We start from the raw sequence: 19,738 nt of genomic DNA on the forward strand, positions 1-19,738 counted from the left end.
CACCCCGGTGGACCTGCCGCGGGTTGTCATTCGCCAACCGATTTCCCGGAGTCGCCGACGCCATGCTCTTTTCCCAGATTGCCGCCTTCGACCTGGCCGACTGGTCGGAACCGTCACTGGAAACCCTCTCCGAACAGCTGGCCGAGAAGCGCTTTGCCCCGACCCTCTCCCAGCAGGTCGAGTCGATGGGCTGGGCCCCGGTGGTCGACCAGATGCTGGCCCTGGAGACCGACGGCGCGTTCGGCCTGCTGTTCCGCCGCGAGGAACGGGCCGTGCCACCGCGGGTGGTCCAGGATCACGCCGCCAAGAAACTGGCCGAAGAGGCCGGCGAGCGCGAACCCTCCCGCGACGAGTTGCGCCAGGCCCGCGAGAACGCCCTGCTGGAACTGCTGCCGCAGGCGTTTCCCCGGCAGGCCGAGACCCGGGTGATCATCGATGCACGCAACAAGCAGGCGTGGCTGGCCAACGCCGGCGAAAAGCGCAACAGCCAGATCAACTCCCTGCTGCGCGAAACGCTCGGCCAGTGGCGCGTGACCCCGGCCTTCGGCTCCGAGGAGCACGGCAGCCGACTGTCGCGCTGGCTGCTCGAGGGCCCGCCGGCGGGCTTCGAGCTGGGCGACTCGGCCAAGCTGCTCGAACCGCGTGACGGCGGCAGCATCACGGTCACGCGCCTGGGCCTGCCCGACGAAAACGTCCTGGCGCACCTGCGCGACGGCATGACCGTCGAGCAGCTGGAACTCGTCTGGCGCGACCGCCTGCGATTTACCATTCGGGCGGACGGGGCGCTGACCAAGGTCAAGGCGCTCGACACGCTCGACGACGAGTTCGACGACGACGGCCTGGACGATCCGGCCACCCGCCTCGAGGCGGAACAACGCCTGACCCTAGACGTGCTTCGCGAACTGACCCGCGTGCTGCACGAGGCGTTGGCCCGCCCCGACGCCGCCGGCTGAATCCGGGCCGGCTAGGGGAAACTCTGCACGATTCGATGACGTCTCTGCGGGACCTCCAAGGGCCCGGATGCAAGGCGCAGTCCGCCGTGAAGGGCCGTCGCCCGTTACAAGGGCTGGACCGGATCGGCACGACGCCGATCCGGCCGGCGCGAGCCGGCCCGAAGGGCGGGGTTCACGGACGAATCCCGCGACGCCGCAGATGGGCCCTTGGAGGCCCGCCCGGACGGGGCTCGCGGGTTTGCCCGCACTCGGCGTTGTCGTCCCTCGACGGGCAACGAGCCCGTCTTCGGTCCGGCGCCAGAAAAGCGAACAAACCCGCGAGCCAGAGATGCCATCGATTCGTGCAGAGTTTCCCTGGTCATGGCGCCGATCCCGGTGTCGTCCCCCAGCCGACGTTTTTCGCGTATCCCCGGTCAGATTTCCCCATGCAGTCACTCCGATTGAGCTCTCCGCGCCTCGCCGTCTGGCACGTTCTCGCCCTGGTCGCGCTGGTGGCGGTCGTGTTGCTTGCCGGTTGCACCGATCCGGAGGACCAGCGCCCGGCCGAGCAGGTCACCGGCCTGCCGGACTTCACCCGGTTGGTGGAGGCGAATGCCGCGTCGGTGGTGAATATCACCGGCGTGAGCAGCCTGCCGTCGCTGTCCGCCGACGGGCAGGGCGGGGGCAGTCGCCACGACTGGTTGCGCGGGCTGTTCGGCGAGCGGGCCGACGAACTGCCCGGTCCGCTGTTGCCGCAGGAGAATGACGGGTCGGGCTTCATCCTCAGCGAGGATGGCTACATCGTGACCAACGCCCACGTGATCGACGGGGCGAGCAAGGTCTTCGTGCGTCTGATCGACGGCCGCGAGCTGGTCGCCGACGTGGTCGGCATCGACGGGATCGGCGACATTGCCTTGCTGAAGGTGGATGCCGACGGGCTGCCGTCGGTCTCGCTGGGCGATTCCGACGCGGTCCGGCCGGGGCAGTGGGCCCTGGCGATCGGTTCGCCGTACGGTTTCGACCAGACCGTGACCGCGGGCATCATCAGCGGGCTTGGACGGCACCTGCCGGGCCAAGCGAATCAGCCCTACGTGCCGTTCATCCAGAGCGATGTCGCCATCAACCCCGGCAACTCGGGTGGTCCGCTGTTCAACACCCGCGGTCAGGTCGTTGGCATCAACGCGCAGATATTCACCGAGTCGGGCGCGTTCAACGGGATCTCGTTCGCGATCCCGATCAACTACGTCGTCGACGTGATCCGTCAGATCAAGCAGAACGGCGAGGTGCGGCGCGGGTTCCTGGGCGTCGAGGTGCGCGGCGTGACCCGTGAACTGGCCGACCGCCTTGGCCTGGACGCCGCCCGAGGGGCGGAGGTGGTGCGAATCGTCGAGGGCTCGCCCGCGGCGGACTCCTCCATCATCGACGGGGACATCATCCTCGCCGTCAACGACATCCCGATCGCCGACGGGGCCGGTCTGACCGAGGCGCTCGGCTCGCTTCCGCCCGGTTCCGAGGCCACCCTGGACGTGTTGAGTGACGGCGAAACGCGGCGCGTGGCGGTCACGCTCGGCGAATTGCCCGAGCCGGAACGGTCACAGGCGAGCACGACCATCCCGGAGTCCGAACAGGAGCCGGAACTGGTCGTCATCGAGACCCTCGGCATGATCCTCCGTCCGCTCGAGGACGGGGCGGGGGTACGTATCGGTGAGCTCGACCCCAAGGGCCCGGCCACGCTTGCGGGCCTGATGCCTGGCGACCGGGTGATCTCGATCGATCGAAAACCCGTCGAGACGCTGTCCGAGGCGTACCGCGAGATCGCCCGGATCGCGCACAACCGGGCCGGCAAGGGTAACGACCTGGTGCTGTTTCTGGTCGAACGTGACGGCGAGCAGCGCTTCTTCATGCCGGCCTTTTCCGGCAACCCGCACGGCTCACGCTGACGGCCGGGGCCGGTGGGCGCGGTTTCGTGCAGCCGCGCGGCTTGACCTATATACTGTGCGGCTTCTCCCGTGGCGCCCTCGTCGGCCGCGGGGCGTCCCCACGAACCGAAAGTTAACCCCTTATGGCGTCCGAGCGACTCTCCCGGATTCGCAATTTCTCGATCATCGCGCACATCGACCACGGCAAGTCGACCCTGGCCGATCGCATCATCCAGCGCTGCGAAGGCCTGGAGGAACGCGAGATGAGCGCCCAGGTGCTCGACTCGATGGACATCGAGCGCGAACGCGGCATTACCATCAAGGCGCAGAGCGTCTCGCTGGATTATCACTCCCGTGACGGCGAGACCTATCGCCTGAACTTCATCGACACGCCGGGGCACGTGGACTTCTCCTACGAGGTATCCCGTTCACTCGCGGCCTGCGAGGGCGCGCTGCTGGTGGTGGATGCCTCGCAGGGTGTCGAGGCGCAATCGGTGGCCAACTGCTATACCGCGATCGACCTCGGCCTCGAGGTGGTGCCGGTGCTCAACAAGATCGACCTGCCCGCGGCCGAACCCGACCGGGTCAAGGCCGAGATCGAGGACATCATCGGCATCGAGGCGCAGAACGCCGTGACCTGCTCGGCCAAGACGGGCGAGGGCGTCGACGAGGTGGTCGAGCGGCTGATCGAGCAGATCCCGCCGCCCGAGGGCAACGAGGACGGTCCGCTGAAGGCCCTGATCGTGGATTCCTGGTTCGACAACTACGTCGGCGTGGTCGCGCTGGTGCGGGTGATCGACGGCGCGATCCGCCCCAAGGCCAAGATCAAGGCGATGGGCACCGGCGACGTGTTCACCGTGGACAAGACCGGCGTGTTCACGCCCAAGACCCTGGCGCGCGACGGCCTGTTCGCCGGCGAAGTCGGCTTTGTCATCGCCGGGATCAAGGACATCGACTCGGCCAAGGTGGGCGACACCCTCACGGACGCCGAGAACCCGGCCGCCGAGGCGTTGCCGGGCTTCAAGGAAATGCAGCCGCGCGTCTTCTCCGGCCTTTACCCGGTCGAATCGGACAATTACGACGATCTCCGTGAGGCGCTGCGCAAGCTGCGTCTCAACGATGCCGCACTGCACTTCGAGCCGGAAGTGTCGACTGCGTTGGGCTTCGGTTTCCGCTGCGGTTTCTTGGGTCTCTTGCACATGGAGATCATCCAGGAGCGGCTCGAGCGCGAGTACGACATCGACCTGATCACGACCGCGCCGACGGTCATCTTCGAGGTCGAGGAGAAGGACGGCACCACCTACCAGATCCACAACCCCTCGCAGCTGCCCGAGCCGACGCTGATCAACGAGATCCGCGAGCCGATCATCGAGGCGCACATCCTCTGCCCGCAGGACTTCGTCGGCCCGGTGCTGAATCTCTGCATGGAGAAGCGCGGCGTGCAGAAGAACATGCTCTATTCGGGCAACCAGGTCACGCTGATCTTCGACCTGCCGCTGGCCGAGGTGGTGCTCGACTTCTTCGATCGCCTCAAGTCGGTCTCGCGTGGGTACGCCTCGTTCGACTACCACCTCGACCGCTTCGAGGCCGCGCGCCTGGTCAAGATGGACATCCTGATCAACGGCGAGGCGGTCGACTCGCTCTCCCTGATCGTCCACCGCGACAAGGCCGAGCAGCGCGGTCGCGAGCTGGTCGAAAAGCTCAAGGAACTGATCCCGCAGCAGATGTTCGAGGTGGCCCTGCAGGCGGCGATCGGCGGCAAGATCATCGCGCGCAGCAACGTCAAGGCGCTGCGCAAGAACGTCCTGGCCAAGTGCTACGGCGGCGACGTCTCGCGCAAGAAGAAGCTGATCGAAAAACAGAAGGCCGGCAAGAAGCGCATGAAGAACATCGGCAAGGTCGAGGTGCCGCAGGAGGCCTTCCTCGCCGTGCTGCAGATGGACAACAAGAACAACTGATCGTCGCCGAGCGCGACCCGACAGACCCAACGCGGAGCACGTCGTGGATTTCGAACTTCTTCTGGTGGTCGCCACCCTCGTTAGTGGCCTGGTCTGGCTGATCGACCGGTTGGCCTTTCGGCCAAGGCGGCGCGCGCGCTTGGCGAACGAGGCCCGTGCACTCGGCAATGAGGCGGGGATCGAGTCCGGCCAGGTCAAGGACAACGAGCCGCTGCTGGTCGACTACGCCAAGTCGTTCTTCCCGATCCTGCTGGCCGTGCTGGTGATCCGTTCGTTCCTGTTCGAGCCGTTTCGGATCCCGTCGGGATCGATGATGCCGACGCTCTTGGTCGGCGACTTCATCCTGGTCAACAAGTACAGCTACGGCCTGCGCCTGCCGGTGATCAACACCAAGGTCGTGCCGATCGGCGAGCCGGCGCGCGGCGACGTGGCGGTGTTCCGCTATCCCGAGCAGCCCGAGGTCGATTACATCAAGCGCATCATCGGTCTGCCGGGCGACACCGTGCGCGTCGATGACCAACGGCTGTGGATCAACGGCGACGAAGTCGATCTCGAGATCGACGGCCGCTACGAGGGGGATGCCAACCTCAAGCACGCCGGCCTGACCCAGGCGATCGAAACGCTGCCCGACGGCGGACCACACGAAATCTTGATGGATACCGACCGCCGGCTGGGTACCGCGCAGTGGACCGTGCCCGAGGGGCACTATTTCGTCATGGGCGACAACCGCAACCACAGCAACGACAGCCGTTTCTGGGGCTTCGTGCCGGAATCGAATCTGGTGGGCAAAGCGGTTATGATCTGGCTGCACTGGAACTGGCAGGATGGCGGTTTCGACGCCGGGCGCATTGGCCGCTCGATCGACACCGTGGATGCCGACTGACGTCAAACGAGGGACTGCCCCGCGCAAACCGGGGAGCAAGGCGAGGATGAAGGAAATGGAAAACGGCGTGATGAAGGAAGTGAACCCGGTAAACGCGTTGCAGGGCGGGGCGGTCGGCCGGCGCCAAGGCGGCATGTCGCTGGTGGGCTTGATCATCGCCGCGATCGTGCTCGGTTTCGCCGCGCTGGTCGTGATGCAGGTGGTGCCGCTCTACATCGCCGACCAGAAGCTGACCACCATCTTCAAGAGCCTTGAAGGCGAGGCCGCCGGCAGCCCGGCCGAGATTCGCCGCAAGATCGACAAGCAGCTGGACATCAACGAAGTCGATGACCGTTTCGATTCCAAGGAATTCGAGATCCGCCCGGTCACCGGCGGTTACAGCGTCACCTACAACTACGACGGGCGTGCCACCCTGTTCGGCAACCTGTCACTCGTCGCCGAGTTCAAACACCAGACCCGTGTCAGTAACTAGAAGCAGCAACCCCCTGATCCGTGATCCGGACACCCTGGCCCAATCGCTGGGGCTGTCCTTCGACAATGCCGATCTGCTCGGCCAGGCGTTGCGTCACCGCTCGTCCGGACGCCTGAACAACGAGCGCCTGGAGTTCCTGGGCGATTCGATCCTCAATCTGGCCATTTCGGACTACCTCTACCGTCACAAGCCGGAGGCCTCCGAGGGCGCGCTGTCGCGTCTGCGGGCGTCCGTGGTCCGCGAGGAGACCCTGGCGCGTGTGGCCCGACGCATCGGGCTGGGCGACTTCCTGGTGATGGGGTCCGGCGAGTTGAAAAGCGGTGGCCACCGACGCGATTCGATCCTCGCCGACGCCCTTGAGGCCATCATCGGCGCCCTTTACCTCGACCAGGGGTTCACCCCGGCACACGGCTGGGTCCAGTCCCTGTTTGCCGAGGAATTGACCTCGCTGCCGGACGCGCAACAACTCAAGGACGCCAAGACCCAGTTGCAGGAGTACCTGCAGCGCGATCGGCAGCCGTTGCCGGAGTACGAGGTGCTCGAGCAGACCGGTCAGGCGCACAAGCAGACCTTTGAGGTGGCCTGTCGCGTCACCTTCCAGAACGAGCCGTTCGCCACGCGTGCCAGCGGGTCGTCCCGCCGGCGGGCCGAGCAAACCGCCGCGCGACGGATGCTCAAGACCCTGCAGGATCGAGACGACAAACCCGCCCCGTCGGAGAAACAGACATGACCAACGCCACCCGTTTCGGCCACGTGGCGATCGTGGGTCGCCCCAACGTGGGCAAGTCCACGCTGGTCAACCGCCTGGTGGGGCAGAAGGTGTCGATTACCGCGCCCAAGCCGCAGACCACCCGCCATCGTGTCACCGGCATCATCACCGAAGCGCGGGGGCAGATCGTGCTGATCGATACCCCGGGGCTTCACCAGGGCGGCAAGGATGCGCTCAACCGGCAACTCAACCGCACCGCCCGCAGCGCGCTCGAGGGCGTCGACCTGATCCTGTTCATGGTGCAGGCCGGCCAGTTCGGGCCCGAGGACGAGGACGTATTGCGCCTGTTGTCGCAGGTCGAGGCGCCGGTGGTGCTGGTGGTCAACAAGGTCGACCTGGTCAACGACAAGACCGACCTGCTGCCGTTTCTCGCCAAGGTGGGCGAAAAGGGCGACTTCGCCGAGATCTACCCGATGAGCGCCCGGCGTCGCCGCGGCCTGGACGGATTGCTCGACCTGGTGTTCTCCTATCTGCCCGAGGGGCCGATCGGCTACGACGAGGATCAGGTCACCACCGCGCCGGTGCGCTTCATGGCCGCCGAGATCATCCGCGAGAAGCTGGCCCGCTCACTGCACGACGAGCTGCCGTACCAGACCACGGTGATGATCGAGCGCTTCGAGGAAACCGATCGCCTGGTGACCATCGGGGCGGTGATCTACGTGGCCCGTGCCGGGCAGAAGGGGATCGTGATCGGCAATCGCGGCTCTCGCCTGAAGGTCGTCGGTCAGCAGGCCCGCGAGGCGATCGAGCATTTGCTGGAAAAGCGGGTGATGCTCGATCTCTGGGTCAAGGTCGCCGACGACTGGGCCGACGACGAGCGCTCGGTCGCCTCGCTCGGTTACCAGCTGCCCGAATGACCGGGACGCGCGGTCGGGTGAACTGACGGCGTGCGCGGTTTCCTGCTCCATGCCCGGCCGTTCAAGGAGCACGGGCTGTTGCTCGACTGGCTGACCGATACCCGCGGCTGGGTGCGGATACGCCAGAACGGCGGCCGGCGGGTCAAGAAGCGCGGCAACCAACGCCCGCCCAGTTTCGTCTGCCTCGAGGTGGAGACGGCCGGGCGCGGCGGCTGGCCGGTGCTGACCGGGGCCGAGCCGGTGGAGGGATTGCGCTTCCTGCATGGTCAGCCGCTGGCCGCGGCCTTCTACCTGCACGAGTTGATTCTGCGGGCCCTGCGCCCGGAAGAGGCAGTGCCGGGCCTGTTCCTCGACTACTGGAAGAGCCTGGCCATGCTCGAATCCCCCGTGATGCCGGTGTCCGTGGTCGTGCGGCGGTTCGAGCGTCGCCTGCTGGATCATCTGGGTGCCGGGCTGGACTGGGAACACGCCGCTGACGGGCAACCGATCGACGCGGAGGGTCGCTACCGCGTCGGTCTGCAGATCGGCATCGTGCCGGCCGGAGGGACGAATGGCGTGCCGGGGCACGTGCTTCGGGCCATTGCACGGGACGAGGTGCTCGCGGACGGCGAGGAGCGCCGCCAGGCCCGCGACCTGATGCAAGGCCTGCTGGCGCCTCACGTGGGTTCCGCCCCGTTTCTTTCGCGCCAGTTGTGGCCCGGTGCGACCCGGACGGTACGCCCGGGCGATGCAGGCGATTCCCACAGCCCGTAGACTGTGGGTGCCGACGATCAAACCGAACCCATTCTGTCTCTGTACCGCCCAATTTAGCCCTGGAAGCCGACGACCATGACCAACCGCGTCACCGCTCAGTATCCCTTGCTCGGTCTCAACATCGATCACGTCGCGACCCTGCGTCAGGCACGTGGCACGCGTTACCCGGACCCGGTCCATGCCGCGTTGCTCGCCGAACAATCCGGCGCCGACAGCATCACGCTGCACCTGCGCGAGGATCGTCGCCACATCCAGGATCGAGACGTGGCCACGCTGCGTGACCTGCTGCAGACTCGCATGAACCTCGAGATGGCCGCGACCGACGAGATGATCGAGCTCGCCTGCCGGCTGCGTCCGCACGACGTCTGCCTGGTCCCCGAGCGACGCGAAGAGCTGACCACCGAGGGCGGTCTGGACGTGGCCGGCCAGATCGAGCGCATCCACGCCGCCTGCGACCGGATGGGCGAGGCGGGCATCCGCGTCTCCCTGTTCGTCGATGCCGACCCGCGCCAGATCGACGCGGCCGTGGCCTGCGAGGCACCGGTGATCGAGATTCACACCGGCCACTACGCCGATGCGACCGACGACCACGCCGTCGCCGAACAGCTCGAGCTAATCCGCCAATGCGCGCGTGATGCCGCGGACGTGGGCCTGGCGGTCAACGCCGGTCACGGCCTGCATTACCACAATGTGGCGGCGATCGCGGCGATCGAGCAGATCGAGGAGCTCAACATCGGTCACGCGATCATCGCCCAGTCGGTCTTCTCCGGGCTGCCGGCGGCCGTGCGCGAGATGAAGACGCTGATGCACGCCGCCCGCTTCGGACGTTCCGGCGCCTGACCGGGCTCGTTCGGCACGTATCGGCATGATCCAAGACACATGACCCAGGGCACATGATCCTCGGCATCGGCACCGACCTGGTCGAGATCGCGCGCATCGAGGCGGCACTCGAGCGTCACGGTCCTCGGCTGGTCGAGCGCGTGCTCGGCCCCGACGAGCGTGACCGGTTGCCCGAGCGCCACCCGGCGCCGTGGCTCGCCAAGCGCTTCGCCACCAAGGAGGCCGTGGCCAAGGCCCTGGGCACCGGGTTTCGCGATGGGTTGCGCCTGGTCGACATCCAGACCGGGCATGACGACTACGGGCGACCGCGTGTCCTGCTTGCGGGCAAGGCGCTCGACCGCTTCGAGTCCCTGGGAGCGGTGTCGATCGAGCTGTCGGTCAGCGACGAGCGCGCCTACGCGCTCGCCTTTGTCGTGATCAGCCGTTGAGCCCGCGACGGCGTCGTTGATAGACGGCATCGATCGTCGCGATCGCTGCGGTCGCGAGGGTGGGGACAAGCAGGTTGTTGATCGTTCCCAGTGATCCTTGCGCGAATACCGCCATGGCGCCGCCGGCCACGTAGCCGCCGAGCAGGGTGAGCAGGAGCCAGCCCTGCCACGACCAGGCGCGGCGCCGGATCAGGCGTGCCAGGTACACGCCCAGGTCGGTGGCGATGCCGGTCACGTGGGTCGTGCGGATCAACAGGCCGCGATAACTGGCCACCAGGGCGTTCTGCAGGCCACAGGCGATCGCGGCGGCGGCCAGGGCGGCAATGGCGCTGCCCAACGCCACGCCGATCACCGCGCCCCCCAGCAATAGCGACTCGAGACCCAGGGCCCATGCATACCGGCTGCTCTCGGGAAAGGGCCGCCGCCCGATCAACAGGCCCGAGAGCGTCGCGCCGCCGATGAACCCGGCAAGGATGATCACCGCGGTGATCACCACCATCGGGTTGGCCAGGGCCATGCCTTCGCTCAGATGGGATGCCGTGCCGGTCATCTGGCTGACGGGCAAGCCGAAGGCCATCAACATGACGCTGTTGACGTGACCGGCCAGGCCCGCCATCACGAAGGCGACCACAAACGCCTTGGCGGACGCGGACTCGTCGGTGCTGCGGGGCGGGTAGGGCATGGTCGTGGTCTCTTGAGGATTAAGAGGCGTCGAGGGTAATCGGATGATAGCCCTTGATGTGGCCGCGGAATGGCCGTAGAATGCGCCGCTTGTTTCTCCTGCCTGACCGTTCCGCATGCGGCAGGCTGCCTTCAATCCACAGGAGTTTTGATCCATGCGTCATTACGAAATCGTCTTCATGGTCCACCCGGACCAGAGCGACCAGGTCCCGGCCATGATCGAGCGCTACCGCGGCATCATCGAAGCCGCTCAGGGCACGGTCCATCGCCTCGAGGACTGGGGTCGCCGTCAACTGGCCTACCCGATCAAGAAACTGGTCAAGGCGCACTACGTCCTGCTGAACGTCGAGACCGACCAGGAAGCCCTGGCAGAGCTCGAGGAAGCGTTCAAGTTCAACGACGCGGTTCTGCGCCACATGACCATCCGTTGCGACGAGGCCTACACCGAAGCCTCCCCGATGATGCAGGAGCGCGAGGCCGAGCGCCGTCCGCGCCGTCGTGACGATGACAACAAGCGCGAAGAGCGTCGTGACGACGACAAGAAGTCCGACGACTCCAGCGAATAAGTTTCAAGAGGTTTGATCCATGGCCCGTTTTTTCCGTCGCAAGCGTTTTTGCCGTTTCACCGCCGAGGGCGTGAAGCACATCGACTACAAGGACATTGACACCCTGCGTCAGTACGTCACCGAAACCGGCAAGATCGTGCCGAGCCGCGTGACCGGTACCAACGCTCGCTATCAGCGTCAGCTGCAGACCGCCATCAAGCGCGCGCGCTTCCTGGCCCTGCTGTCGTACACCGACCGTCACTGATCGCGTCCGTCCCCCGATTCCAGGAGTCAATATCCATGCAAGTCATTCTGTTGAGTAAGGTCGAGAACCTGGGCTCGCTGGGCGACGTGGTTCGCGTCCGCCCGGGTTATGCCCGTAATTTCCTGATCCCGTACGGCAAGGCCAAGCCGGCCACCAAGGCCAACATGGAAGAGTTCGAGGCGCGTCGCGCCGAGCTCGAGAAGAAGGCCGCCGAAGAACTGGCCGCGGCCCAGGCCCGTGCCGACAAGATCGGCGAAGAGGCCAGCGTCACCATCCCGGTCAAGGCCGGTTCGGAAGGCAAGCTGTTCGGTTCGGTCGGTACCGACGAGATCGCCGCCGCCGTCACCGAGGCGTTCGGTGTCGAGATGGAGAAGCGTGAAGTCCGGATGCCGGAAGGTGCCCTGCGCGCGCTGGGCGAGTTCCCGATCCAGCTGCACCTGCACTCGGAAGTCGACGTCGAAATCAACGTCATCGTCGTTCCGGAGCAGTAATCCCCGCGATGGATGGCCGCCGGGCGCCCGGCGGCCATCCAATCGACGACAAGGCCCGCCCTCGACAGAGGCGCGGGCCTTTCTTTTTGCCGATCGGGATTACGGCGCGGTCCGGTAGGACAGGGCGGTACTCGACCGGGGAACCGACCGGTATCGGCGTGGTCAATGCCGGTTGCAAGGCGTATCATCGGCTCTTCCCTTGGGCTCGAACCCGGCCGCCGCCACCGGCACACGCGGGCGCGCCTGGCGTCCGGTCCCGGCGCCCTCTGCCCTGACACCTTCTGGTACACGAGATTCATGTCACTTCCGGATTACGATTCCGACTCGCCCAAGCCCCAACGCCGCACGAGCGCGACGTCCGGCTCGCCGCTGGCCCTGCGGGTGCCTCCGCATTCACAGGAGGCCGAACAGGCGGTGCTTGGCGGGTTGATGCTCGATCCACTCGCCTTCGAGCAGGTGGGCGACAAGCTCACCGCCCCCGACTTCTATTTCCACGACCACCGCGTCATCTTCCAGGTAATCGGTGAACTCGCCGAGCGCAACCAGCCGTTCGACGCGATGGTGGTCTCCGAGCGCCTCAAGACGCTGGAAAAGCTCGAGGACATCGGCGGGAACGACTACCTTGCCGCCCTGGTCGACTCGGTGCCGAGTGCGGCGAACATCGCGGCGTATGCCGAGATCATCCGCGAGCACTCGCTGCTGCGTCGGCTGATCGAGGTGGGCACCGAGATCTCGCGCAAGAGCTATCAGACCGAGGGGCAGACAGCCTACGACGTGCTGGAGATCGCCGAGAAGGAGATCTTCGCGATCGCCGACGAGGGCTCGCGTACCCGCCGGGGGTTCCGGAGCATCACGGATCTGTTGACCGTGGCAATGGACCGCATTTCCGAGCTCTACGAGAACAAGGGCGAGGTCACCGGCATCAGCACGGGGTTCAGCGATCTCGACGAGATGACCACCGGCCTGCAGAAGGGCGACCTGGTCATCGTGGCCGGGCGCCCGTCGATGGGCAAGACCACGTTCTCGATGAACATCGCCGAGAACGTCGCCCTCTACAGCAAGAAGGCCGTGGCCGTGTTCTCCATGGAGATGCCCGGCGACCAGCTCGCCGTGCGGATGCTCTCCTCGCTGGGTCGCATCGACCAGACCAAGGTGCGCACCGGTCGGCTCGAGGACAGCGACTGGCACCGGATTTCCGGGGCGGTCGGTCAGTTGAGTCAGACCAAGATCTTCATCGACGACACGCCGGCGCTTTCGCCGTCGGACCTGCGCTCGCGCGCCCGCCGGCTGGCCCGCGAGGAGGATCTCGGCCTGATCGTGGTCGACTACCTGCAGCTGATGCAGGTGCCGGGCTCCAAGGAGAACCGCACCACGGAAATCTCGGAGATCTCGCGCTCGCTCAAGGCGGTCGCCAAGGAGCTCGACGTCCCCCTGATCGCGCTCTCGCAGCTCAACCGGTCGCTCGAGCAGCGGCCCAACAAGCGCCCGGTGATGTCGGACCTGCGTGAATCCGGGGCGATCGAGCAGGATGCCGACATCATCATGTTCATCTACCGGGAAGAGGTCTACGAGCCCGACACCGAGAAGAAGGGCATGGCCGAGATCATCATCGGCAAGCAGCGTAATGGGCCGGTAGGCACCGTGCCGATGACGTTCCGGGGCCAGAACACCCGGTTCGAGGACTTCATCAGCCCCGAGAGCGTGCCGGAAGCCTACCGGTGATGCGTCGGGCACGATTGCTGATCGACACCGCCGCGATGCGTCACAACCTCGGCGTGGCGCGCGACGCGGCGGGTACCCGTTCGATCTTCGCGGCGGTCAAGGCCGATGGCTACGGCCACGGGCTGCTGACGGCCGCCCGGGCGTTTTCCGCGGCCGGCACCGATGGGTTCGCGGTGGCTACCCCGGGCGAGGGCCTGGCCCTGCGCGAGGCGGGGCTCACCGAGCGCATCCTGGTCCTGCAGGGCGCGTTGACCGCCGATGAGCTCGCGGTTGCCGCCGAGCGGTCGCTGGACCTGGTCTTCCACGAGCTCGCGCAACTCGATCTGCTCGACCAGCACGCCGCCTCGCTGCCGCCGGGTCGCATCCGCGCCTGGATCAAGGCGGACACCGGCATGCACCGTGAAGGTCTGATGCCCGAGACCGTCCCGACGGCCCGTGAGCGACTGCTGGCCTGCCCGGCGATCGGTGGCACCATCGGGTTGATGACGCACTTCGCCCGCGCCGACGAGCCGGACCTCGGGCCCACGGAACAGCAGATCGAGACGTTTCGCGCCATCGCGGCCGGCGGGCCGGGCGAGACCAGCCTGTGCAACTCGGCCGGTCTGCTGGGCGCGACGGCGGCCGGAGGTGACTGGGTGCGTCCCGGTGTGATGCTCTACGGCGGCAACCCGTTCATTTTCGGTGAGGCGGCGCAGTTCGATTTGCGGGCCGCGATGACGCTCAAGACCGTGCTGGTCGCCGTGCGGCAGGTGCCGCGCGGGGAGTCGATTGGTTACGGGGGCCGCTTTGTGGCGCCCGAGACCATGCCGGTGGGGCTGGCTTCGGTCGGGTACGGCGACGGCTACCCGCGTCACGCGCCCGATGGCACGCCGATCCTGGTCAACGGTCAGCGCAGCCAGATCGTCGGGCGGGTATCGATGGACCTGGTCACGGTCGACCTGCGCGGCATCCAGGCGCAGGTCGGCGACGAGGTCGAGTGCTGGGGGAGCGGGCTACCGATCGACCAGGTGGCCCAGTCCGCGGGCACGATCAGCTACGAACTGATGTGCCAGGTCAGCGGCCAGTTGCGTGCCGAGGCGACGATTCTGGGGCAGTAGGCGTCGAGCGCCTTCGGCAGTTTAATCCGCTTCCCGCTCGAGTCGGTCGAGCGCGGCGAGCGTGCGTTGGATCAGGCCAGCCTGCGCGTTGACGTGTGTCGCGAGCAGGGCATCCGCGTTCCGCTCGCCCTCGACCATGGCCACGAAGGCGTGCGCCGTCGAGCCTTCCATCCCCGCCGCGCGCGCGGCCTCGCGCATCTCGTTCAGTGCCGCGAGTGCCTCCCGCTCGCCCCAGGTGGCGGCGAGTATCAGGGCGGCGATCTGGTCGGCGGCCTGCGTCTCGGCCTGCTCGGCGACCTGTGACAGCCAGCCGGGATCACGCGCGGCCCGAACCGCCGCCGCGAGGATCATCCGATCCTCCTCGTCCAGACGCGATTCATCGATCCGCTCGCCGTTCCCGGCTTCTTCACCGGCCAGGCGTGCGCCGAGCGCGTCCGCCAGGGCGTGCCAGCCGTCCTGCCGGTAGCGGTCGATCAGGCACGAGGCGGCGGTCCGGGTGGGGGTGTCGGGGGCGGTCGCGGCGAGGGCGGCGCCCACCGCCTCGATCAGCTCAAGGTGTGCGGCGGCAACCTGACTGGAAACGTCTGTCATCTCGGCTACTCTACTGGGCTGGCTGAATGGGACGTGGCCGAACCGCTCCGCGCGGGGCTGGGGCGGTCTCGTTCCGCCAAGGAAACCCGGCACGAATGCCAGGCTCCGCGGAGCGGCATGGCATTGGTGCAGAGTTTGGCTAACGACACAGACTAAATCGCGTGGAGTAACGATGGAATACCGACGTCTTGGCAACAGCGGACTCAGGGTCAGCGAAATCTGTCTCGGCACCATGACCTTCGGTGAGCAGAACACCGAGGCCGAGGCCCACCGGCAGCTCGACCACGCGGTCGCCGCCGGCATCAACTTCATCGACACCGCCGAGATGTATCCGGTCCCGCCGCGCGCCGAGACCCAGGGACGAACCGAGAGCTTCATCGGTTCCTGGTTGCGTCACCAACAGCGCGACCGGCTGATCCTGGCCACGAAGATCACCGGGGCGGGGCGAACGAGCCTGAACCACGTGCGCGGCGGCCCGCGGGTGACGCGCGAACAGGTTCGCGAGGCCATCGATGGTAGCCTCAAGCGACTGCAGACCGACTACGTCGACCTCTACCAGATCCACTGGCCGGATCGCTACGTGCCGAAGTTCGGCCAGGTCTACTACGATCCCGCACAACGCTGGGAGAGCGAGTCGATCGACGACCAGCTGCACGCCCTGGCCGAGCAGGTCGAGGCGGGCAAGGTCCGTTACCTGGGGCTGTCCAACGAGACCCCCTATGGGGTGATGGCGTTTGTCGAGGCGGCGCGTCGCCATCACCTGCCGGTGGTTACCTCGGTACAGAACGCCTATCACCTGATGAATCGCAGCTTCGAGACCGGCGGCCTGGCCGAGGTCTGCAACGAGCTGGACGTGGCCTTGCTGCCGTACAGCCCGCTTGCCTTCGGTCACCTGACCGGCAAGTACCTGGACGATCCCGCCGCCCCCGGGCGGATCACGCAGTTCCCGGACTTCGGTCAGCGGTACGAAAAGCCCAACGCCGCGGCGGCGACCCGCGCCTACGTGGCGCTGGCGCGCGAGCATGGCCTGTCGCCGGCCCAGATGGCGATCGCCTTCACGCTGCGTCGCCCGGAGGTGGCGGCCACCATCATCGGCGCGACCACCATGACGCAGTTGGAGGAGAACATTGCGGCCGCCCAGGTGTCGTTGTCGTCGGAGTTGCTCGAGGCGATCGATGCGATCGATGCCCGTTACCCGAACCCCACGGTCTGAAGGAAGGCGAGCATGAGTGACGATCTGGTGGGAACAATCCGTTCCACCCCCCTGTTCCGGGAGGAGTGTTTCATCGACGGACAGTGGGTATCGGCCGGGGAGGCCGAACGGCAGGCGGTGGTAAACCCGGCCAATGGCGAGACCATCGGCTCGGTGCCGCGACTGGGCGTCGAGCCGACCCGCCAGGCGATCGAGGCGGCCGAACGGGCCTGGCCGGCCTGGCGCGAGCAGACCGCCGAGGCACGTGGTTCGATCCTCTATCGCTGGTACGAGCTCATGCTCGACAACGAGGAGATCCTGGCGCGGATCATGACCCTCGAGCAGGGTAAGCCGCTCGCCGAGTCGGCCGGCGAGATCCGTTACGCCGCCTCGTTTCTCAAGTGGTTTGCCGAGGAGGCCCGCCGGGCCTATGGGCGGACTATCCCGGCGGCAAAGCCGGGGCAGCAGATCGTCGTGCTGCGCCAGCCGATCGGCGTCTGTGCGGCGATCACGCCGTGGAATTTCCCCTCGTCGATGATTACCCGCAAGGCGGCCGCCGCGCTTGCCGCCGGCTGCCCGATGCTGGTCAAGCCGGCGAGTGCCACGCCGTTTTCCGCCCTGGCCCTGGCCGCGCTCGCCGAAAAGGCCGGGGTGCCGGCCGGCGTGTTCAACGTGGTGACCGGCTCAGCCAGCGAGATCGCCGGCGAGATGACCGCCAACCCGGCCGTGCGCAAGATCTCGTTTACCGGTTCGACCGAGGTGGGCAGCCAGCTGATGCGCGAGGCGGCCGGGAACGTGCAGAAGCTCTCGCTCGAGCTCGGTGGCAATGCGCCGTTTATCGTCTTCGATGATGCCGATCTCGACGCGGCGGTCGAGGGCGCCATCGCCGCCAAGTTTCGCAACACCGGCCAGACCTGCGTCTGCGTCAACCGCTTCTACGTTCAGGACGGCGTCTACGAGCCGTTCGTCGTGCGCCTGAAGGCCCGCATCGAGGGCCTGCGGCTCGGTGACGGGATGGACCCGGATTCCGACGTCACGCCCCTGATCGACAAGGCCGCCGCCGACAAGGTAATGGCCCAGATCGAGGAGGCGACCGGGCAGGGCGCGACCCTCATGGCCGGCGGGCAGCGCGACCCGCGCGGCGAGAATTACGTGGTGCCCACCCTGCTGACCGAGATCCGGCAATCGATGCGGGTGATGCAGGAGGAGACCTTCGGGCCACTGGTCGCCGTGTCACGGTTCACCGACGAGGTCGAGGCCGTGGCGTTGGCCAACGACACCCCCTTCGGGTTGGCCGCGTATTTCTACAGCGAGAACGTCCACCGCGTCTGGCGGGTGGCCGAGGGCATCGAGGCGGGGATGATCGGCATCAATACCGGGCTGATCTCCAACGCGGCGGCGCCGTTCGGCGGGGTCAAGGCGTCGGGACTGGGCCGCGAGGGAGCGGTCGAAGGCCTCGACGAGTACCTGGAGACCAAGTACCTGCTGATGGGCTGACTCTTCCGAAGACGGCCCCGCGCTCAAACCCGCACCGGACTCAGGCGATCGCGTCGAGGTTGGCCCCGGCATTGGCCGGCTCGGCGGCGCGGCGATAGGGGGTGGTGGGGTCACTGGTGTCCTTGTCGCTCGCCGACCGATCATCGGTGCCGCTGTCGCCGTTGTCGGCGCGCGCCTCCGACTGGGCGCGGTTGCGCTCGGCGGTCGCCTGGGCGGCCACGGCCAGATCGGTGGGGGACGGTTCGGCCGGGGCGAGGGCCGCGCGGATGACCTGCGCCATCTTCTCCGCGGTCGCGCGCGGGTCCCCGGCAACGGGCGTGGTGTCGATCTGGACATCGCCGCCGATCGCGTAGCGCTTGCCGTCCGGTCCCTGCTGATAATCGTACGAGCCACCACGCACCAGGTCGCCGCCGGCGGCACGGTGCGCGTTTTCATGGGCGCGCACCTCCTGATCGCGGGCCTTAAGTTCGGCCAACACGCGCTGCTCCTCGTTCGACATGCCCTCGCTGGCGGTTGGGGAGCGAGTGGTGGGCCGATTCGGCGAGCCCGCCTCGGTGGCTTTGTCCACGCCTCGTACGCGTGACGGGTCCGAGGTCAGGGAGGGTGCCGGCCTGGCCTCGGGCGCCACGCCGCCTGCGCCCCCCGGCATGAAGCGCGGGGCAGGGGCCAGGCTGGGCAGTGAGGCGGCGATCGGGGTCATGCAAAAACCGGCTTGGGTCAGCGTATATCAATGGGTTATATCCCCTTTGCAGTTTATCTGCAATGCCCGAGCGCAAATGGGGGATTCAGGTGGTGGCCCTTGGAGACCGACGGAACCGAGGCCGGCAACGCGTGTCCTCACCATGGCGTCGTTTGGATTCGTCCGCTGCGAGGACTACGCTCTCTGCTGGCGCAACCGATCTTGTCACTCAACAGAGGATTACCGACATGGCACAGGCACCTCAGAAAGACAACAACGCCGAGCTCGAGGCGGTAAAGGCCGATCTCGCGCAGCTACGCGGTGACATGGGCGACCTGCTCAAGGCCTTCAAGGAACAGAACGAGGCGCGCGTGCGCGACCGGGCCGGCCAGGCGCGCGACGAGGTCAAGGCGGCCTTCGACGAAGGCATGGAAACCCTGAACCGCGGGTACCAGCAGGCTCGTCAGCACGGCGAGAAACGCGTCGAGGAGGCCGAGCAACTGGTCGGCAACCATCCGTTGACCTCGGTCGTCGCCGCCTTCGGCGTCGGGTTCGTGATTGCCAAGCTGCTCGACGGAGGCCGACGCTGAAAGCCCTGACCGACTATGTCCTCGCGCTGACGAATCTGGTCGAGGCCGAGGGACGGGTGTTGCGCCAACAGATCGGGCGCGTTGCGGCAGCCGTGGTGCTGCTGGGCGTGGTCGGGGTGCTGGTCGTGGCCGGCATCGCGCTGGGCTTGGCCGGTATCTATCACTGGGTGGCGCCGATCTGGGGCGCGGCCGGCGGCTTCGGCGTGATTGCCGCCTTGAGCCTCACGGTTGCCGCCGTTCTCGGGGTTTGGGCCTACCGATGGCTGCGCTGAACGTGGCTGCCCGGCGACTCGAGCAACGGGCCCGGGTCGCCGAGATCGAACGGGCCCCGGGGCAATCCGCGTCGCCGACGCCTGCTCAGGAACTGCAACAGGCCAAGTGGGCGCTTCGGGACTCGGAACGTCGCCTCGGTCTCGAGATGGAGGCGGTCTGGGTGCCGATTCGCGTCGGCATGCGGTCCCGCCCCTGGAGGACGCTTGCGCTATCCGTGGCGGCGGGAGGCGTGTATGGCTGGGCCGACGGTGCCACTCGCGGGGCGATTTCCCGACTGACGTGGCGCGTATTGCGAACGAGTCTG

General features: G+C 67.0%; 22 protein-coding genes. 19 read left to right on the plus strand and 3 right to left on the minus strand.

The genetic code is table 11. The annotated features are described in order from the left end of the window. Positions 1-62: 62 nt before the first annotated feature. The 10 genes from rdgC to acpS all read left to right on the plus strand — a co-directional run bounded on the left by rdgC (position 63) and on the right by acpS (position 9,811). Positions 63-953, plus strand: a complete 891-nt coding sequence (gene rdgC / locus FAZ79_RS01635) for a recombination-associated protein RdgC (RefSeq protein WP_136866168.1) — start codon at positions 63-65, stop codon at positions 951-953. A 425-nt stretch (positions 954-1,378) separates the two neighbouring features. Continuing rightward, a complete protein-coding gene (locus tag FAZ79_RS01640; protein WP_169303521.1) occupies positions 1,379-2,872 on the plus strand; it encodes a trypsin-like peptidase domain-containing protein in 1,494 nt (497 codons plus the stop codon). A 122-nt stretch (positions 2,873-2,994) separates the two neighbouring features. Then, positions 2,995-4,809: a translation elongation factor 4 gene (gene lepA / locus FAZ79_RS01645; RefSeq protein ID WP_136866170.1), complete on the plus strand. Its 1,815-nt coding sequence runs from the start codon at positions 2,995-2,997 to the stop codon at positions 4,807-4,809. 43 nt (positions 4,810-4,852) lie between these two features. Further along, positions 4,853-5,692, plus strand: coding sequence for a signal peptidase I (gene lepB / locus FAZ79_RS01650; protein WP_136866171.1), 840 nt, complete (start codon positions 4,853-4,855; stop codon positions 5,690-5,692). 46 nt (positions 5,693-5,738) lie between these two features. Next, positions 5,739-6,164 carry a DUF4845 domain-containing protein gene (locus FAZ79_RS11620; protein WP_247709462.1) on the plus strand — a complete coding sequence of 142 codons (426 nt, stop codon included), beginning with the start codon at positions 5,739-5,741 and terminating at the stop codon, positions 6,162-6,164. Next, positions 6,151-6,894, plus strand: a complete 744-nt coding sequence (gene rnc / locus FAZ79_RS01660; RefSeq protein WP_247709463.1) for a ribonuclease III — start codon at positions 6,151-6,153, stop codon at positions 6,892-6,894. Before FAZ79_RS11620 ends, rnc begins: the two co-directional genes overlap by 14 nt. Next, the gene (gene era, locus FAZ79_RS01665) at positions 6,891-7,790 is read left to right on the plus strand and encodes a GTPase Era (protein ID WP_136866174.1); all 900 of its coding nucleotides are present in this window, start codon (positions 6,891-6,893) and stop codon (positions 7,788-7,790) included. The genes rnc and era overlap by 4 nt, the downstream gene beginning before the upstream one ends. A 30-nt stretch (positions 7,791-7,820) precedes the next feature. Further along, positions 7,821-8,543, plus strand: a complete 723-nt coding sequence (locus FAZ79_RS01670; protein ID WP_136866175.1) for a DNA repair protein RecO C-terminal domain-containing protein — start codon at positions 7,821-7,823, stop codon at positions 8,541-8,543. A 75-nt stretch (positions 8,544-8,618) separates the two neighbouring features. Continuing rightward, positions 8,619-9,383 (plus strand): pyridoxine 5'-phosphate synthase, encoded by a 765-nt coding sequence (pdxJ, locus tag FAZ79_RS01675; RefSeq protein ID WP_136866176.1) that lies wholly within the window; start codon positions 8,619-8,621, stop codon positions 9,381-9,383. Positions 9,384-9,436: 53 nt separating this feature from the next. Beyond that, the gene (gene acpS / locus FAZ79_RS01680) at positions 9,437-9,811 is read left to right on the plus strand and encodes a holo-ACP synthase (protein WP_136866177.1); all 375 of its coding nucleotides are present in this window, start codon (positions 9,437-9,439) and stop codon (positions 9,809-9,811) included. Here acpS and FAZ79_RS01685 read toward each other — a convergent pair. Then, positions 9,801-10,493 (minus strand): YoaK family protein, encoded by a 693-nt coding sequence (locus tag FAZ79_RS01685; protein ID WP_169303522.1) that lies wholly within the window; start codon positions 10,491-10,493, stop codon positions 9,801-9,803. The genes acpS and FAZ79_RS01685 overlap by 11 nt on opposite strands. 154 nt (positions 10,494-10,647) lie before the next feature. Between FAZ79_RS01685 and rpsF the strand changes: the two genes are divergently transcribed. The 5 genes from rpsF to alr all read left to right on the plus strand — a co-directional run bounded on the left by rpsF (position 10,648) and on the right by alr (position 14,612). Beyond that, complete coding sequence (rpsF, locus tag FAZ79_RS01690; RefSeq protein ID WP_136866179.1) at positions 10,648-11,058, plus strand: 30S ribosomal protein S6; 411 nt, start codon at positions 10,648-10,650, stop codon at positions 11,056-11,058. A 19-nt stretch (positions 11,059-11,077) separates the two neighbouring features. Then, positions 11,078-11,302, plus strand: coding sequence for a 30S ribosomal protein S18 (gene rpsR, locus FAZ79_RS01695; RefSeq protein WP_125198602.1), 225 nt, complete (start codon positions 11,078-11,080; stop codon positions 11,300-11,302). A gap of 35 nt (positions 11,303-11,337) precedes the next feature. After that, positions 11,338-11,793, plus strand: a complete 456-nt coding sequence (rplI, locus tag FAZ79_RS01700) for a 50S ribosomal protein L9 (RefSeq protein ID WP_136866180.1) — start codon at positions 11,338-11,340, stop codon at positions 11,791-11,793. A gap of 297 nt (positions 11,794-12,090) precedes the next feature. Then, positions 12,091-13,515: a replicative DNA helicase gene (dnaB, locus tag FAZ79_RS01705; RefSeq protein ID WP_136866181.1), complete on the plus strand. Its 1,425-nt coding sequence runs from the start codon at positions 12,091-12,093 to the stop codon at positions 13,513-13,515. Next, positions 13,515-14,612: an alanine racemase gene (gene alr / locus FAZ79_RS01710; protein ID WP_136866182.1), complete on the plus strand. Its 1,098-nt coding sequence runs from the start codon at positions 13,515-13,517 to the stop codon at positions 14,610-14,612. Before dnaB ends, alr begins: the two co-directional genes overlap by 1 nt. Before the next feature lie 21 nt (positions 14,613-14,633). Here the strand turns inward: alr and FAZ79_RS01715 are convergent, their stop codons facing one another. Then, on the minus strand, positions 14,634-15,203 hold the full coding sequence (locus tag FAZ79_RS01715) for a hypothetical protein (RefSeq protein WP_136866183.1): 570 nt from the start codon (positions 15,201-15,203) through the stop codon (positions 14,634-14,636). 172 nt (positions 15,204-15,375) lie between these two features. On the opposite strand from FAZ79_RS01715, the gene FAZ79_RS01720 reads away from it, so the two are divergent. Together FAZ79_RS01720 and FAZ79_RS01725 are read left to right on the plus strand one after the other, a co-directional pair. Further along, positions 15,376-16,416 (plus strand): aldo/keto reductase, encoded by a 1,041-nt coding sequence (locus FAZ79_RS01720; RefSeq protein ID WP_136866184.1) that lies wholly within the window; start codon positions 15,376-15,378, stop codon positions 16,414-16,416. A 12-nt stretch (positions 16,417-16,428) separates the two neighbouring features. Next, positions 16,429-17,892 carry an NAD-dependent succinate-semialdehyde dehydrogenase gene (locus tag FAZ79_RS01725; RefSeq protein WP_136866185.1) on the plus strand — a complete coding sequence of 488 codons (1,464 nt, stop codon included), beginning with the start codon at positions 16,429-16,431 and terminating at the stop codon, positions 17,890-17,892. A gap of 40 nt (positions 17,893-17,932) precedes the next feature. Here FAZ79_RS01725 and FAZ79_RS01730 read toward each other — a convergent pair whose 3' ends face one another. Beyond that, a complete protein-coding gene (locus FAZ79_RS01730; protein WP_211238771.1) occupies positions 17,933-18,370 on the minus strand; it encodes a putative metalloprotease CJM1_0395 family protein in 438 nt (145 codons plus the stop codon). Positions 18,371-18,819: 449 nt separating this feature from the next. Between FAZ79_RS01730 and FAZ79_RS01735 the strand changes: the two genes are divergently transcribed. Together FAZ79_RS01735 and FAZ79_RS01740 are read left to right on the plus strand one after the other, a co-directional pair. Then, positions 18,820-19,161 (plus strand): DUF883 family protein, encoded by a 342-nt coding sequence (locus FAZ79_RS01735; protein ID WP_169303523.1) that lies wholly within the window; start codon positions 18,820-18,822, stop codon positions 19,159-19,161. 59 nt (positions 19,162-19,220) lie between these two features. Then, positions 19,221-19,433, plus strand: coding sequence for a hypothetical protein (locus tag FAZ79_RS01740; protein WP_136866188.1), 213 nt, complete (start codon positions 19,221-19,223; stop codon positions 19,431-19,433). Positions 19,434-19,738: the final 305 nt, after the last annotated feature.

Origin of the sequence: Guyparkeria sp. SB14A, from assembly GCF_005096345.1 — a bacterium.
GTDB lineage: Bacteria > Pseudomonadota > Gammaproteobacteria > Halothiobacillales > Halothiobacillaceae > Guyparkeria > Guyparkeria hydrothermalis.

Bases quoted from the DNA above. Each gene is read 5' to 3' on its own strand.
- rdgC (WP_136866168.1), top strand. From the start codon at position 63: ATGCTCTTTTCCCAGATTGCCGCCTTCGACCTGGCCGACTGGTCGGAA.
- FAZ79_RS01640 (WP_169303521.1), top strand. From the start codon at position 1,379: ATGCAGTCACTCCGATTGAGCTCTCCGCGCCTCGCCGTCTGGCACGTT.
- lepA (WP_136866170.1), top strand. From the start codon at position 2,995: ATGGCGTCCGAGCGACTCTCCCGGATTCGCAATTTCTCGATCATCGCG.
- FAZ79_RS11620 (WP_247709462.1), top strand. From the start codon at position 5,739: ATGAAGGAAATGGAAAACGGCGTGATGAAGGAAGTGAACCCGGTAAAC.
- era (WP_136866174.1), top strand. From the start codon at position 6,891: ATGACCAACGCCACCCGTTTCGGCCACGTGGCGATCGTGGGTCGCCCC.
- pdxJ (WP_136866176.1), top strand. From the start codon at position 8,619: ATGACCAACCGCGTCACCGCTCAGTATCCCTTGCTCGGTCTCAACATC.
- acpS (WP_136866177.1), top strand. From the start codon at position 9,437: ATGATCCTCGGCATCGGCACCGACCTGGTCGAGATCGCGCGCATCGAG.
- FAZ79_RS01685 (WP_169303522.1), bottom strand. From the start codon at position 10,493: ATGCCCTACCCGCCCCGCAGCACCGACGAGTCCGCGTCCGCCAAGGCG.
- rpsF (WP_136866179.1), top strand. From the start codon at position 10,648: ATGCGTCATTACGAAATCGTCTTCATGGTCCACCCGGACCAGAGCGAC.
- rpsR (WP_125198602.1), top strand. From the start codon at position 11,078: ATGGCCCGTTTTTTCCGTCGCAAGCGTTTTTGCCGTTTCACCGCCGAG.
- rplI (WP_136866180.1), top strand. From the start codon at position 11,338: ATGCAAGTCATTCTGTTGAGTAAGGTCGAGAACCTGGGCTCGCTGGGC.
- dnaB (WP_136866181.1), top strand. From the start codon at position 12,091: ATGTCACTTCCGGATTACGATTCCGACTCGCCCAAGCCCCAACGCCGC.
- alr (WP_136866182.1), top strand. From the start codon at position 13,515: ATGCGTCGGGCACGATTGCTGATCGACACCGCCGCGATGCGTCACAAC.
- FAZ79_RS01715 (WP_136866183.1), bottom strand. From the start codon at position 15,203: ATGACAGACGTTTCCAGTCAGGTTGCCGCCGCACACCTTGAGCTGATC.
- FAZ79_RS01720 (WP_136866184.1), top strand. From the start codon at position 15,376: ATGGAATACCGACGTCTTGGCAACAGCGGACTCAGGGTCAGCGAAATC.
- FAZ79_RS01725 (WP_136866185.1), top strand. From the start codon at position 16,429: ATGAGTGACGATCTGGTGGGAACAATCCGTTCCACCCCCCTGTTCCGG.
- FAZ79_RS01735 (WP_169303523.1), top strand. From the start codon at position 18,820: ATGGCACAGGCACCTCAGAAAGACAACAACGCCGAGCTCGAGGCGGTA.